The sequence below is a fragment of the Streptomyces sp. NPDC093801 genome (assembly GCF_040701585.1).
Classification (GTDB): domain Bacteria; phylum Actinomycetota; class Actinomycetes; order Streptomycetales; family Streptomycetaceae; genus Streptomyces.
In genome coordinates, this window is record NZ_JBFBDP010000072.1 from 1 (window position 1) to 15,743 (window position 15,743).

Annotated in this window: 2 protein-coding genes; both read left to right on the plus strand. The window is 76.5% G+C overall.

From position 1 onward, the window contains the following. The first annotated feature begins 43 nt into the window (after window positions 1-43). A complete protein-coding gene (locus AB0469_RS40200) occupies window positions 44-8,449 on the plus strand; it encodes a type I polyketide synthase (RefSeq protein WP_366456567.1) in 8,406 nt (2,801 codons plus the stop codon). A gap of 185 nt (window positions 8,450-8,634) precedes the next feature. After that, a partial coding sequence (locus tag AB0469_RS40205; protein ID WP_366456568.1) for a type I polyketide synthase occupies window positions 8,635-15,743 on the plus strand: 7,109 nt, incomplete at its 3' end.

The following is a 15,743-nucleotide window of genomic DNA, read 5'->3' on the forward strand; positions in this document are numbered from 1 at the left end:
CGTCCGCTTCGCGGACGCCGTCGACTGCCTGGCCCTCGAAGGCGTGCGCACCTTCCTGGAGGTCGGTCCCGGCGGGGTCCTGACCGCCCTCGCCCGGGAACTCCTGGACGAGCGCGCCCTCACCGTGCCCGTCCTGCGGGCCGACCGGGCCGAGGGACCTGCCGTCACCACCGCCCTCGCCCGGCTCCACGTCCACGGCACCCCCGTCGACTGGGCCGCCGTCCATGCCGGCCGCGGAGCCCGCCGCCTCGACCTGCCCACCTACCCCTTCCAGTACGAGCACTACTGGCTCGACGCCCCGGCCGGCACGGGCGACGTCACCGCCGCCGGACTGGCCGGCGCCGGCCACGCCCTCTTCGGGGCCACGGCCCTGCTGCCCGACGGCGCCGGCTCCCTGCTCACCGGACGCCTGTCCCTCACCACCCACCCCTGGCTGGCGGACCACGCCGTCTCCGGCGTGACCCTGCTCCCCGGTACCGCCTTCCTGGAGATGGCCGTACGCGCCGGCGACGAACTCGGCTGCGGCCGCGTCGAGGAACTCGCCCTCGCCGCACCCCTGGTCCTTCCGGAGCGGGGCGCGGTCCAGGTCCGGGTGCTCGTCGGCGCCGCGGACGAGGACTCGGGCCGCCGGACGGTGAAGGTCTACTCCCGTCCCGAGACCCCCGCCGAGGCCGACGGAGAGGATTCCTGGACGCGCCACGCGACCGGGTTCCTCGTCCCCGACACCGGACGGACGCTGCCGGAAACGGACGCCACCTGGCCCCCGGCGGACGCCACCGCCGTCGACCTCCACGACTGCTACGACCGGCTGGCCGGCGCCGGCTTCGACTACGGCCCGGTGTTCCGGGGGCTGCGCGCCCTCTGGCGGCGCGGCCAGGACGAGCTGTTCGCCGAGGTCGCGCTGCCCGACGGGACCCCGGTCGACGGGTTCGCCGTGCACCCGGCGCTCCTCGACGCGGCCCTGCACGCCATGAGCGTCGGGGAGTTCCTCGGCACCGACCACGCCGGCCGCCTCCCGTTCGCCTGGAGCGGCGTGGACGTGTACGGCAGCGGCGCCCAGACCCTGCGCGTCCGCCTGACCCGGGCCGCATCCGGGACGGACGCGGTGCAGCTGCGGATCGGCGACGCCCTGGGACGGCCCGTCGCCTCGGTCGACTCGCTGCTCCTGCGCACGGTCACCCCCGAGCAGCTCGCCGAGGCCGGCGCCGCCGCCGAGGGCGGTGCGGGGCTGCGGGACGCGCTGTTCCGGGTCGCGTGGGAGCGGTGCGAGCCGCCCGCGGAGCCCGAGTCCGCCGCGCCGGTCCGGTGCGAGCGCCTCGCCGACCTGGACGGCGCCTCCGTACCCGAGAACGTAGCCGTCGTACTGCCGGGCGCGGGGGAGGGGGCCGCACCGGCCGCCGCCACGCGCCGCGTCCTGGAGCTGCTCCAGGAGTGGCTCCGTGAGGACCGGTTCGCCGGGTCGCGGCTGGCGCTCGTGACGCGCGGCGGGGTCGACGCGACCACCGCCGACGGGTCCGAGGCGCGCGCCGTCGACCCCGCGCAGGCGGCCGTCTGGGGTCTCGTGCGCTCCGCCCAGTCGGAGAACCCCGGCCGGTTCGTGCTGGTGGACGCCGACGGCGACGACGACAACGCCGCGCTGGCGGCCGCCGTGGCCTGCGGCGAGCCGCAGGTCGCCCTCCGTGACGGGGCCCTGCTCGTCCCGCGGCTCGTACGGGCCGACGAACCGGCACCGGCCGAGCACACCCCCGTCGCCTTCCCGGCCGACGGAACGGTGCTCGTCACCGGCGCGTCGGGCGCGCTGGGCCGACTGGTCGCCCGCCACCTCGTCACCACCCACGGGGTACGGCACCTGATCCTGGCCGGCCGCCGGGGCCAGGACGCGCCCGGCGCGGCCGAGTTCACCCGGGAGCTGCGGGAACTGGGCGCCGAGCCCCGGACCGTGGCCTGCGACGTCGCGGACCGCGACCAACTCGCCGCCCTGCTGGCGGCGGTCCCCGCCGGGCACCCGCTGGCCGCCGTGGTCCACGCGGCCGGGGTGACCGACGACGGCACCGTCACCTCCCTCACCCCGGACCGCGTCGACCGGGTGTTCCGTCCGAAGGCCGACGCGGCCCTCAACCTGCACGAACTGACCCGCGAAGCCGGCCTGTCCGCCTTCGTCCTGTTCTCCTCCGCCGCCGGCACCCTCGGCAGCGCCGGACAGGCCAACTACTGCGCGGCGAACTCCTTCCTCGACGCCCTGGCCGCGTCCCGCCGGGCCGAGGGGCTCCCCGCCGTGTCCCTCGCCTGGGGCCTGTGGGCGCAGAGCAGCACCCTCACGGCCGGGCTGGCCGCCGCCGACCGGCACAGGATCAGCCGCTCCGGACTGATCGCTCTGGAGGCGGAGGAGGGCCTGGCCCTCTTCGACGCCGCCTGCCGCTCCGAGCGGGCCGTGCTGGTCCCGGCCCGCCTGGATACCGAGGCGCTGCACGCCCAGGCCCGCGCGGGCGCCCTGCCGCCGCTGCTGCGCAAGCTGGTGCGCACCTCCGTACGGCGCAGCCTCGAAGGCGCCCCGCAGACGACGGCCGGCCAGACCACGGCGGCCGGCCGGCTGGCCGCCCTGCCGGCCGAGGAACGGCAGGCCTTCGTCCTCGACCTGGTCCGCACCCAGGTGGCGGCCGTCCTCGGGCACGCGTCCGCACGGTCGGTCGCGGTGGACCGGCAGTTCAGGGACCTCGGATTCGACTCGCTGACCGCCGTCGAACTCCGCAACACCCTCAACTCCGCCACCGGACTGCGGCTGCCCGCGACCCTCGTCTTCGACCACCCCACGCCCGAGGCGCTGACCCGCCTGCTGCTGACCGAACTGCTGGGCACGGACACCGGCCCGGCGCAGCCCGCCACGGCCGTCCGGGCCGCCTCCGCCGACGATCCGATCGCGATCGTGGGGATGAGCTGCCGGTATCCGGGTGGGGTGCGTTCTCCGGAGGATCTGTGGAGGTTGGTCGCGGAGGGTGGTGACGCGGTCGGCGGGTTCCCGGTGGACCGTGGCTGGGCGCTGGAGGCGCTGTACCACCCGGATCCGGATCACGCGGGGACGAGTTATGCCCGTGAGGGCGGGTTCCTGTACGGGGCGGGCGAGTTCGACGCCGCCTTCTTCGGGATCTCGCCGCGCGAGGCGCTCGCCATGGATCCGCAGCAGCGGCTGCTGCTGGAGACCTCGTGGGAGGCCTTCGAACGCGCCGGGATCGACCCGGCGACGTTGAAGGGTTCGCGTACCGGGGTGTTCGCCGGGGTCATGTACCACGACTACGGCTCCCAGCTCGGCGGGACCGTACCCGAAGGGCTCGAAGGCCACCTCGGCATGGGCACCTCCGGCAGTGTGGCCTCGGGCCGGCTCTCGTACACCTTCGGCCTGGAGGGGCCGGCGGTGACCGTGGACACGGCCTGCTCCTCGTCGCTGGTGGCCCTGCACCTCGCGGCGCAGGCCCTGCGCCAGGGCGAGTGCTCCATGGCCCTCGTGGGCGGGGTCACCGTCATGGCGACCCCGAACACCTTCGTGGAGTTCAGCCGCCAGCGCGGGCTGGCCGCCGACGGCCGCTGCAAGGCCTTCTCGGCCGACGCCGACGGCACCGGCTGGTCCGAGGGCGTGGGCATGCTCCTGGTGGAGCGGCTCTCCGACGCCCGCCGCAACGGCCACCGGGTGCTCGCGGTGGTCCGCGGGTCGGCGGTGAACCAGGACGGTGCGTCCAACGGTCTGACCGCGCCGAACGGGCCTGCGCAGCAGCGGGTGATCCGCCAGGCCCTGGCGCAGGCGGGCCTGTCGACGGCTGACGTCGACGCCGTCGAGGCGCACGGCACGGGCACGACCCTCGGCGACCCGATCGAGGCCCAGGCCCTCCTGGCCACCTACGGGCAGGAGCGGGACGCGGACCGGCCGCTGTGGCTGGGCTCGCTGAAGTCCAACATCGGCCACACGCAGGCCGCGGCCGGTGTGGCGGGCGTGATCAAGATGGTGATGGCCATGCGTCACGGGGTCCTCCCCAGGACCCTCCACGCCGACGAACCGTCCCCGCACGTCGACTGGTCGACGGGGGCGGTACGGCTGCTCAACGAGGCCCGGGAGTGGGCCGCGGACGACAGCCGTCCGCGCCGGGCGGGCGTCTCCTCCTTCGGTGTCAGCGGCACCAACGCCCACGTCGTCCTGGAACACGTCCCCGGCAAGGAAACGGACCCGCCCGCCACCGGCGCTTCCGCCGACTCCGGAGCCGTCGCGTGGGTGCTGTCCGCCAAGGACGAGACCTCCCTGCGTGCCCAGGCGCAGCGCCTCGCGGAGCACGTCGCCGAGCACCCGGCCCTCGGGCTCGCCGACATCGGACGCTCGCTCGCCGTGTCACGCGCCTCGATGGAGCTGCGGTCCGCCGTGGTCGGGGCCGACCGCGCGGAGCTGCTGGCGGGCCTGGAGGCCCTCGCCGCGGGTCGGCAGGCGGCCGGTGTCGTACGCGGTGAAGCCGAGCTCGCCGACGGCAGCAGGACGGCGTTCCTGTTCTCCGGGCAGGGCAGCCAGCGCCCGGGCACGGGCCGTGAACTGCACGCCGCCTTCCCGGTGTTCGCCGACGCCTTCGACGCGGTGTGCGGGGCCCTGGACCCGTATCTCGATCTCCCGCTGCGGGAGGTGGTGTTCGGTGAGGACGCGGAGCTGCTGAACCGGACCGGGTACACGCAGCCGGCGCTGTTCGCGGTGGAGGTGGCGTTGTTCCGGCTGGTGGAGTCGTGGGGTGTGCGCCCGGACTTCCTGGCCGGGCATTCCGTCGGTGAGTTCGCGGCGGCCCACGTCGCGGGGGTGCTGTCGTTGGAGGACGCGGCGAAGCTGGTGGCCGCGCGCGGCCGGCTGATGCAGGAGCTTCCGTCAGGCGGTGTGATGGTGGCGGTCCAGGCCTCCGAGGAGGAGGTCCGGGAGCTGCTGGCCGGGCTGGAGGACCGGGCGGGCATCGCCGCGGTCAACGGGCCCACGTCCGTGGTGGTTTCGGGTGCGGAGGACGCCGTGGCCGTGGTCGTGGACCGGCTGGCGGCCGAGGGGCGCAAGACCAAGGCCCTGTCCGTCTCCCACGCCTTCCACTCGCCGTTGATGGACCCGATGCTGGCCGCGTTCCGTGAGGTGGTCGCGTCGGTCTCCTTCGGGGTCCCGGGCCTGCCGATCGTGTCCACGCTCACCGGCCGGACGGTCTCGGCGCAGGAGTTCTGCTCCGTCGACTATTGGGTGGGCCATGTCCGTGAGGCCGTCCGCTTCGCCGACGCCGTCACCACCCTCGCCGCGGACGACGTGCACACCTTCCTGGAGATCGGCCCCGGCGGGGTCCTGACCGCCCTCGCCCAGGAGGCCCTGGACGAGCAGGCGGTGGCCGTCGCGCTCCTGCGCGCCGACCGCGCCGAGGAACTCGCCGTCACCACCGCCCTCGCCCGGCTCCACGTCCACGGCACCCCCGTCGACTGGGCCGCCGTCCACGCCGGACCGGCCCGCCACCCCGTCGACCTGCCCACCTACGCCTTCCACCACCGCCGCTACTGGCTCGACCCGGTCGTCCCGGCCGGTGACGTGGCCGCCGCCGGCCTCGTGGACGCCGAGCACCCCTTCCTGGGGGCGGCCGTACCCCTCGCCGACGGCCAGGGGGCCCTGCTGACCGGCAGGCTGTCCCCGGCCACCCACCCCTGGCTCGCCGACCACACCGTGATGGACACGGTCCTGCTGCCCGGCACCGCACTGGTCGACCTGGCGCTGCGCGCCGCCGACGAGGTGCGCTGCGACCGGGTGGACGAGCTGACCCTCGGCGCCCCCCTCGTGCTCCGCGAGGACGGTGCCGTGCAGCTCCAGGCTGTCGTCAGCGGGCCCGACGCGACCGGGCACCGTACGGTCAACGTCTACTCCCGCCCCGAGACGGCCGATTCCACCGAGCCGTGGACCTGCCACGCCACCGGTGTGGTCTCCGTGGAAGCCCACGGCGGCCAGGAGCGGTCCTCCGACCTCTCCGCATGGCCGGCCCCCGGGGCCGAGTCCCTGGACACCGGCGGCGCGTACGAGCGGCTGGCCGGCCTCGGCTTCGGCTACGGACCGGTGTTCCAGGGCCTGCACGGGCTCTGGCGGCGCGGCGACGAGGTGTTCGCCGAGGTACGGCTGCCCGAGGAGACCGCGGTCACCGGCTTCGGAGTCCACCCGGCGCTGCTGGACGCGTCCCTCCACGCGATCGGCCTCGCCGGCCTGCTGCCCGACGCCGGACGCGGCCGGATCCCCTTCGCCTGGAACGGGGTGACCGTCCGCGCCACCGGCGCCCGCGCCCTGCGGGTCAGGATCGTCCCGGCCGGCGCCGACGCGGTGGCCCTGCTGGCCACCGACGAGGCCGGCCGGCCCGTGGCCTGCGTCGACTCCCTGGTCCTGCGCCCCGTCTCGGCGGAGCAGCTGGCCGGGGCCGGGTGGGCACACGGCCGGCAGGACTCGCTCTACCGGCTCGACTGGACCCCCCTTCCCCTCACCCCGGAGGCCCCCGTGGACCGTCCCGGCGGCCGGTGGACCCTCGTCGGGGGCGACGACGGACTGCGCGCGGCACTGGAGGACTCCGGCATGGACGTCGTCTTCCGCACGGGCCTCGCGGATCCGCCCGGCGCAGGGGAGGGCCCGGCGCCCGCCGTCCTCCTCGCGGCCGTCGACGTCCAGCCCGACCGGGACCACCCCGTCACCCACGTCCACACGACGGCCCACCGCGCCCTGGACCTGCTCCAGCGGTGGCTCGCCGACGACCGGTGCGCCGGTTCCCGGCTGGCCGTCCTGACCTGCAACGCCGTCGCCGCCAAGGGGCGCGGCGAGGAGGACCGCGACAAGGAGGTGGACCCGGCTCAGGCCGCGATCTGGGGGCTGGTGCGTTCGGCGCAGGCGGAGAACCCGGGGCGCTTCGTCCTGGTCGACCTCGACCGCGACCCGGCGTCGGCGCGGGCCCTGCCCGCCCTGCTGGCCTCGGGCGAGGAGCAGTTCGCCGTACGCGGAGGGGCGGTGCTCGTCCCGCGGCTGGCGCGGACCGGACCCCCGGTCCTGCCCGGCGGGGCCGGACCCGCGTTCACGGCCGACGGCACCGTCCTCGTCACGGGTGCCTCGGGCGCGCTGGGCGGACACGTCGCCCGGCACCTGGTCACCGGACACGGGGTGCGTCACCTGCTGCTCGTCAGCCGCCGGGGCGCAGCCGCCGCGGGCATGCCCGAACTGGAGGCGGAGCTGACCGCGTTGGGGGCCCGGGTCACCGTGGCCGCCTGCGACGTGGCCGACCGCGAGGCCCTCGCCCGGGTGTTGGCCGCCGTACCCGACCGGCACCCCCTGACCGGTGTGGTGCACGCGGCGGGGGTGACCGACGACGGGATCCTGACCGGTCTCACGGCGGAGCGCATCGACCGCGTCTTCCGTCCCAAGGTGGACGCCGCCCTGCACCTGGACGAGCTCACCCGTGGCATGGAGCTCTCCGCGTTCGTCCTGTTCTCCTCCGCCGCCGGTGTCTTCGGCGCGGCGGGCCAGGCCAACTACGCCGCCGCCAACGCCTTCCTGGACGCCCTCGCCCGCCAGCGCCGCGCCGCCGGCCTGCCGGCGGTGTCCCTGGCGTGGGGGCTGTGGGCCGAAAGCAGCGGCATCACCGGCGAGTTGACGGATGCCGACCGGGGCCGGATGTCCCGCAGCGGCGTGCTGCCGCTGAGCACCGAGGAGGCCCTCGGCCTCTTCGACGCCGCGACGGCCCACCCGCAGAGCGCGGTCGTCCCGGTCCGCCTGAACCAGGCGTCGCTGCGCGGGCAGGCCGCGGCCGGGACCCTGCCGGCCCTGCTCGCCTCCCTGGTCCGCGTCCCGGCCCGGCGCTCCGCCGGCGACGGGGGAGCGGAACCGGCCGCCGCGCGGCCGGGAGGTGCCGGAGGGGACCTGACGGCCCGGCTGGCCGGGCTCTCCGAGACCGAACGGAGCACCCTGCTGCTGGACCTGGTGTGCGAGCACGTGGCCGCGGTCCTGGGCCTCGCCTCGCCCCGGGACGTGCGTCCCGGGCAGGCGCTGCGCGACCTCGGGTTCGACTCGCTGACCGCCGTCGAGCTGCGCAACCGGCTGGGCAGGGAGACCGGGCTGCGGCTGCCGCCCACGCTCGTCTTCGACTACCCCACCCCGGCCGAACTGGCCGGCCACCTGGGGGCCGAGGCCGTCCCGGCCGGCCGGGACGTCACGGGGCTGCTCGCCGAGCTCGACCGGATCGAGACCGAGCTGCAGGGCACGGCGACGGACGACGCGGACGCCCGCGACGCGGTCACGGCGCACCTGCGCCGGCTGCTGGACCGGTGGGCCGCGCCCGCCGGCCAGGGGGAGACGGACGCCGGCGGCGTCGCGGACGGGCTCCACACCGCGACGGACGACGAGATGTTCGACTTCATCGGCAAGGAGTTCGGGATCTCCTGAACCGCACCGGGTGCGGGGCCGCGCGCCCCGCACCCGCCGCCCCGCGCCGTACTCCGGCCCCTCCCAGCACCCCAGCCGACGCGGCCTTCCCCAGCCGACGCGGCCTTCCCCGGCCCTCCCGGCCCCCCGACCGCACGGGCCCCACGGCCCCGGCCCGTACGGGCTCGATGCAAAAGGTGACCCCAGTGACTGACCTCCAGGCGAACAACAACGAGGAAAAGCTCCGCTACTTCCTCAAGCGGGTGTCGGCGGACCTCCACGAGGCCCGCGAGCGGCTGCGCGACCTCGACGAGGCCCGCCACGAGCCGATCGCCGTCGTCGCGATGAGCTGCCGCTTTCCCGGCGGGATCACCACCCCCGAGGAGCTCTGGCAGTTCCTCGCGGAGGACGGGGACGCCATCACCGGGTTCCCCGCCGACCGGGGCTGGGACCTGGAAGGGCTCTACGACCCCGACCCGGACACCCGGGGCACCAGCCACGTCCGCGAGGGCGGCTTCCTCGACGGCATCGGCCACTTCGACGCCGGCCTCTTCGAGATCTCGCCCCGCGAGGCCCTCACCATGGACCCCCAGCAGCGGATCCTCCTGGAGTCCTGCTGGGAGGCCTTCGAGCGGGCCGGCATCGACCCCACCTCGCTCAAGGGCAGCCGGACCGGCGTGTTCACCGGCGTGATGTACCACGACCACTCCGCCCTGCTCCAGCGGGCGGTGGAGGACGTCGACGGCTACATCGGCACCGGCAGCGCGGCCAGTGTGGTCTCCGGCCGGGTGTCCTACACCTTCGGCCTCGAAGGACCGGCCGTCACCGTGGACACGGCCTGCTCCTCCTCCCTCGTCGCCCTGCACCTGGCGGTGCGGGCGCTGCGCCAGGGCGAATGCGACCTGGCCCTCGCCGGCGGCGTCACCACCATGCTCACCCCCACCTCCTTCGTGGACTTCAGCCGCCAGCGCGGCCTCGCCGCCGACGGCCGCTGCAAGCCCTTCGCGGCGGCGGCCGACGGCACCGGCTGGGGCGAGGGCCTCGGCATGCTCCTCGTGGAGCGGCTCTCCGACGCCCGCCGCAACGGCCACCCGGTCCTCGCCGTGGTCCGCGGCTCCGCCGTCAACCAGGACGGCGCCTCCAACGGCCTGACCGCCCCCAACGGCCCCTCCCAGCAGCGGGTCATCCGCCACGCCCTGGCCGACGCCCGCCTGGGCCCCGCCGACGTGGACGCGGTGGAGGCCCACGGCACCGGCACCACCCTCGGCGACCCCATCGAGGCCCAGGCCCTCCTGGCCACCTACGGACAGGGACGCGCGGAGGACCGGCCGCTGTGGCTGGGCTCGCTCAAGTCCAACATCGGGCACACCCAGGCGGCGGCCGGCGTCGGCGGCGTGATCAAGATGGTCGAGGCGCTGCGCCACGGCCGGCTCCCCAGGACCCTGCACGTGGACTCCCCGTCCCCGCACGTCGACTGGGCCTCCGGCGCGGTCCGCCTGCTCACCGAGCCCGTCCCGTGGAAGGAGGGCGACCGGCCCCGCCGGGCGGCCGTCTCCTCCTTCGGGTTCAGCGGCACCAACGCCCACGTCGTCCTGGAGGAGCCGCCCCGGCCGGAACCGGAACCGGAGCCCGCCGCGGCGCCCGCCCCCCGGCCCGCGGCCGGCTGCACGCCCGTGCTGCTGTCCGGGAAGAACCCGGCCGCCCTGCGCGCACAGGCCGCCCGTCTCCTGCGCCACACCACCGGCCACCCCGAACAGTCCCTGGCCGACCTCGGCCTCTCCACGGCGACGACCCGGGCCGCGCTCGACCACCGCGCCGCCGTCGTCGCCACGGACCCCGAAGGACTGCGCCGGGCCCTGGACCTGCTGGCACGGGGCGAGGACGCCCCCGACACCGCGGACGGCAGCACGGCGACGGGCGTCGTCCTGCCCCGCAGCCGCACCGCGTTCCTCTTCTCGGGCCAGGGCAGCCAGCGCCCGGGCATGGGACGCGAACTGTACGCGGCCCACCCCGTGTTCGCCGAAGCCTTCGACGCCGCCTGCGCCGCCCTGGACCCGCACCTCGAACGCCCCCTGAAGGAAGTGGCGTTCGGTACGGACGCCGGCCTCCTGAACCGGACCGGGCACGCGCAGCCGGCCCTGTTCGCCCTCCAGGTGGCCCTGTTCCGGCTGGTGGAGTCCTGGGGCGTGCGCCCGGACCTGCTGGCCGGGCACTCGGTGGGCGAGTTCGCCGCCGCCCACCTGGCCGGGGTGTTCTCCCTCGACGACGCGGCCCGCCTGGTCGCCGCCCGGGCCCGCCTCATGCAGGCGCTGCCCGCCGGCGGGGTGATGGCCGCCGTCGAGGCCTCCGAGCAGGAGGTGCGCGAGCTGCTGGCCGGGTACGAGGACCGGGCCGGGATCGCCGCCGTCAACGGGCCCGCCTCCGTGGTGGTCTCGGGCGCCGCCGAGGCCGTGGCCGCCGTCGTCGGCCGGCTGTCCGCCCAGGGCCGCAAGTCCAAGGAGCTGCCGGTCTCCCACGCCTTCCACTCCCCGCTGATGGACCCGATGCTGGCGGAGTTCCGCACCGCCTTCGACGGGGTGTCCTTCGGCACCCCGGCCCTGCAGGTCGTCTCCACCCTCACCGGCCGCCCCGTGCCCGCCGACGAGTTCCGCTCCGCCAGCTACTGGGTGCGGCACGTCCGCGAGGCCGTCCGCTTCGCCGACGCCGTCGGCTCCCTCGCCGCCGAAGGCGCGGGCACCTTCCTGGAGATCGGCCCCGGCGGCGTCCTGGCCGCCCTGGCCGCGCACCTCCTCGACGACAGCGCCGTCGTGGTCCCCGCCCTGCGCGCCGACCGGCCCGAGGACCTGGCCGTCACCACCGCCCTCGCCCGCCTCCACGTCCACGGAACGCCCGTCGACTGGGAAGGGGTCTTCGCGGGCCGCGGCGCCCGCCGCGTGGACCTGCCCACCTACGCCTTCCAGCGCGAGGAGTACCGGCTCGAAACCCGGCCCGCCACCGGCGACCTCTCCGGCGCCGGCCTCCGCCCCGCCGACCACCCGCTGCTCGGCGCCGCCGTGACCCTGGCCCACGGCGAGGGCGTCCTGCTGACCGGCCGCGTCTCGCTCACCACGCACCCCTGGCTCGCCGACCACCGCGTCCTGGGCAACCCCCTCCTGCCGGGCACCGCCCTCGTCGAGCTGGCCGTCCGCGCCGGGGACCAGGCGGGATGCGGCCGGATCGAGCAGCTCACCCTGGAGGCCCCGCTCGTCCTGCCCCCGCAGGGCGGGATGCGGCTCCAGGCCGTCGTCGAGACCGCCGACGCCCACGGCCGGCGCGGCGTACGCCTCTACTCCCAGCCGGACGAGGCACTCGACGCCGACACCTGGACCTGCCACGCCTCCGGCCTGCTGGCCCCCGACGCCGCCCCGGCCCCCGCCGCGCCGGCCCCGTGGCCCCCGGCCGACGCTGAACCCGCCGACCCCGAGGCCCTCTACGACCGGATGGCCGGCCTCGGCCTGGAGTACGGCCCCCTGTTCCGGGGGGTCCGCGCGGGCTGGCGGCGCGGCGAGGAGCTCTTCGCCGAGATCGCCCTGCCCGACGGCACCGACACCACCGGATTCGGCCTGCACCCCGCGCTCTTCGACGCCGCCCTGCACACCGCCGGCCTCGGCGACACCCCGCACGACGGCGGGCCCCGCATCCCCTTCGAATGGAACGGGGTGACCCTCCACGCGACCGGAGCCACCACCCTCCGGGTCCGCCTGGCCCCCGCGCCCGGCACGCAGGACGCCGTCACGCTGCACCTCGCGGACGGGGCGGGCCGCCCCGTGCTCTCCGTGGACTCCCTGGTGCTGCGCCCCGTGGCGGCCGGACAGCTGGCCGCGGCGGCGGCTTCCCGCGGCGACGGGCTGTTCCGGCAGGTGTGGGCCCCCGCGGACCCCGCCACGGCCGGGCCCGGCGCGCCCGCGCCCGTCACCCTGCTCGACTCGCTTTCCGCCCTGCACGCCGAGGACGCCCGGGTCCCGGACACCGTGGCCGTGACGGTCACCGTGCCGGACGAGGGCCGCGCCCCCGCGGCGGACCCGGCCGAGCGGCCCGCCGAAGCCGCCCGGGCCGCACTCGCCCTCGTCCAGGAATGGCTCGCCGACGCCCGCTGCACGGACGCGCGCCTGCTGCTCGTCACCCGCGGCGCCGTCGCCACCGACCCGGCGGAAGACGCCGACCCGGCGCAGGCCGCCGTCTGGGGGCTGGTGCGCTCGGCGCAGTCCGAGAACCCCGGCCGCTTCCTCCTCGTCGACACCGACACCGACACCGGCGCTGGTACCGCGGACCCGGACCCCGCCCTGCTCGCCGCCGCGGCCGCCACCGGCGAACCGCAGCTGGCGGTCCGCGGGGGAGCCCTGCTCGCACCCCGGCTCGTCCGCGCCGACGCACCCGCGGCCGGACCCGACACCGACGGCGCGGCCGACCCGGCCCCGGTGTTCCCGCCGCACGGCACCGTCCTGGTGACCGGAGCCTCCGGCACCCTGGGGCGCCTGGTGGCCCACCACCTCGTGGCCCGGCACGGCGTCCGCAGGCTGCTGCTCCTCAGCCGCAGCGGCCCCGACGCCGACGGCGCCCGGGAGTTCGCGGCCGAACTCGCCGCCCTGGGAGCCGTGGCGGACACCGTGGCCTGCGACGTGGCCGACCGGGAGGCACTGGCCGCCCTGCTGGCGGCGCTCCCCGCCGCACATCCCCTGACCGCGGTGGTCCACGCCGCGGGCGTCACCGACGACGGCGTCGTCCCCGCCCTCACCCCGGAGCGGATCCGGCGGGTGTTCGCCCCCAAGGTCGCGGGCGCGCTCCACCTGCACGAGCTCACCCGTGACCTCGGCCTCCGCGCCTTCGTCCTCTTCTCCTCCGCCGCCGGCGTCTTCGGCAACCCCGGCCAGGGCAACTACGCCGCCGCCAACGCCGCCCTGGACGCCCTCGCCCAGCGGCGGCGCGCGGCCGGCCTGCCCGCGGTCTCCCTGGCCTGGGGCCTGTGGGCCCGCAGCAGCACCCTGACCGCCGGCCTCGCCGAGACCGACCAGCGCCGCATCGGCCGCTCCGGACTCCTCGCCCTGGAGACCGACGAGGGCCTCGGCCTCCTCGACCGCGCCCTCGGCTCCGCCGAACCCCTGCTCGTACCCGTCCGCTGGGACCTGCCCGTCCTGCGCGAACAGGCCCGCGCCGGCAGCCTGCCCGCCCTGCTGCGGGACCTGGTCCCCGCCCCCGTGCGCCGCGGCGAGGCCGCCGCGGCCGCAGCGCCCGACGGCGCCCGCGCCGCCCTGGCCGAGCGGCTGGCCACCCTGCCGGAGACCGGCCGCACCACCCTGCTGGTCGACCTCGTCCGCACCCACGCCGCCGCCGTCCTGGGGCACGGCCGCCCCGAATCCGTCCAGGCCGGCCAGGCCTTCCGGGAACTCGGATTCGACTCCCTGACCGCCGTCGAACTCCGCAACCGCCTCGCCTCGGCGACCGGCGTACGCCTCCCCGCCGGCCTGGTCTTCGACCACCCCACCCCGGACGCCCTCGCCCGCCACCTCCTGCGCCGCCTGACCGACACCCCCCGGACCTCAGGCGCCGTCCGCACGGCCGCCCCCGCCGGGACGGCCACCGACGAACCCGTCGCCATCGTCGCCATGGGCTGCCGCTACCCCGGCGGAGTACGGTCCCCCGAGGACCTGTGGCGGCTGCTCACCGCCGGCACCGACGCCATCGCCGGCTTCCCCGAGGACCGGGGCTGGGACCTCGACCTCCTCTCCGCGAGCGGCGGAACCGCCGGATCCAGCAGCACCCTGCGGGGCGGGTTCCTCTACGACGCGGGCGACTTCGACGCCGCCTTCTTCGGTATCTCCCCGCGCGAGGCCCTCGCCATGGACCCGCAGCAGCGACTCCTGCTGGAAACCTCCTGGGAGGCCTTCGAACGGGCCGGCATCGACCCGGCCACCCTGCGCGGCTCCCGCACCGGCGTGTTCACGGGCGTCATGTACCACGACTACGCCTCGTCCCTGCAGTCCGTGCCCGAAGGGGTCGAGGGCTTCCTCGGCACCGGCAACTCGGGCAGCGTCATCTCGGGCCGCCTCTCCTACACCTTCGGCCTGGAAGGGCCCGCGGTCACGGTCGACACGGCCTGCTCCTCCTCCCTCGTCGCCCTGCACCTCGCCGTCCAGGCCCTGCGCCGGGGCGAATGCGAACTCGCCCTCGCGGGCGGGGTGACCGTGATGGCCGGACCCGGCGCCTTCGTCGAGTTCAGCCGCCAGCGCGGACTGGCCGCCGACGGCCGCTGCAAGGCCTTCTCCGCCGGCGCCGACGGCACCGGCTGGGCGGAAGGCGCGGGGGTGCTGCTGGTGGAACGGCTCTCCGACGCCCTGCACAACGGCCACCCCGTCCTCGCGGTCGTCCGAGGCTCGGCGGTCAACCAGGACGGCGCCTCCAACGGCCTCACCGCCCCCAACGGCCCGGCCCAGGAACGGGTGATCGAGCAGGCCCTGGCGAACGCCGGACTCGCGGCGGCGGACGTGGACGCGGTGGAGGCCCACGGCACCGGCACCCGGCTGGGCGACCCGATCGAGGCCCAGGCGCTGCTGGCGACGTACGGGCAGGAGCGGCCGGAGGACCGGCCGCTGTGGCTGGGGTCCCTGAAGTCGAACATCGGGCACACCCAGGCCGCGGCCGGCGTGGGCGGGATCATCAAGATGGTCGAGGCGATGCGCCACGGCGTCCTGCCCCGGACCCTGCACGCCGAAGAGCCCTCCCCGCACGTCGACTGGACCCCCGGCACGGTCCGCCTGCTCACCGAGCCCGTGGAATGGGCGCAGGGGCCCCGGCCCCGGAGGGCGGCCGTCTCCTCGTTCGGCTTCAGCGGCACCAACGCCCACGTCGTCCTCGAACAGGCCCCCGACACCCCCGCCGGGACCGGCCCCGCCACACCGTTCGCGGCGCCGTGGCTGCTCTCCGCCAAGAGCCCGGAAGCCCTGCGCGCGCAGGCCCGCGCCCTCCTGCCGTACGCCCAGGAACCGGACCGGGCGGCGCTGGACGTGGCCTACGCCCTGGCCACGGGCCGCAGCGCCCTGGAACACCGCGCCGCCGTGACCGCGGAGGACCCGGACGGGATGCGGGAGGCCCTGACCGCGCTGGCGAACGGAGCACCCTCCCGCGCGGTGGTCCGGGCCGCGGCCGCCCCGGGCGGCGGGAAGCACGCGTTCCTGTTCTCCGGGCAGGGCAGCCAGCGCCCGGGTATGGGGCGTGAACTGCACGCTGCCTTCCCGGTGTTCGCGGAGGTCTTCGACGCGGTGTGCGGGGCCCTGGACCC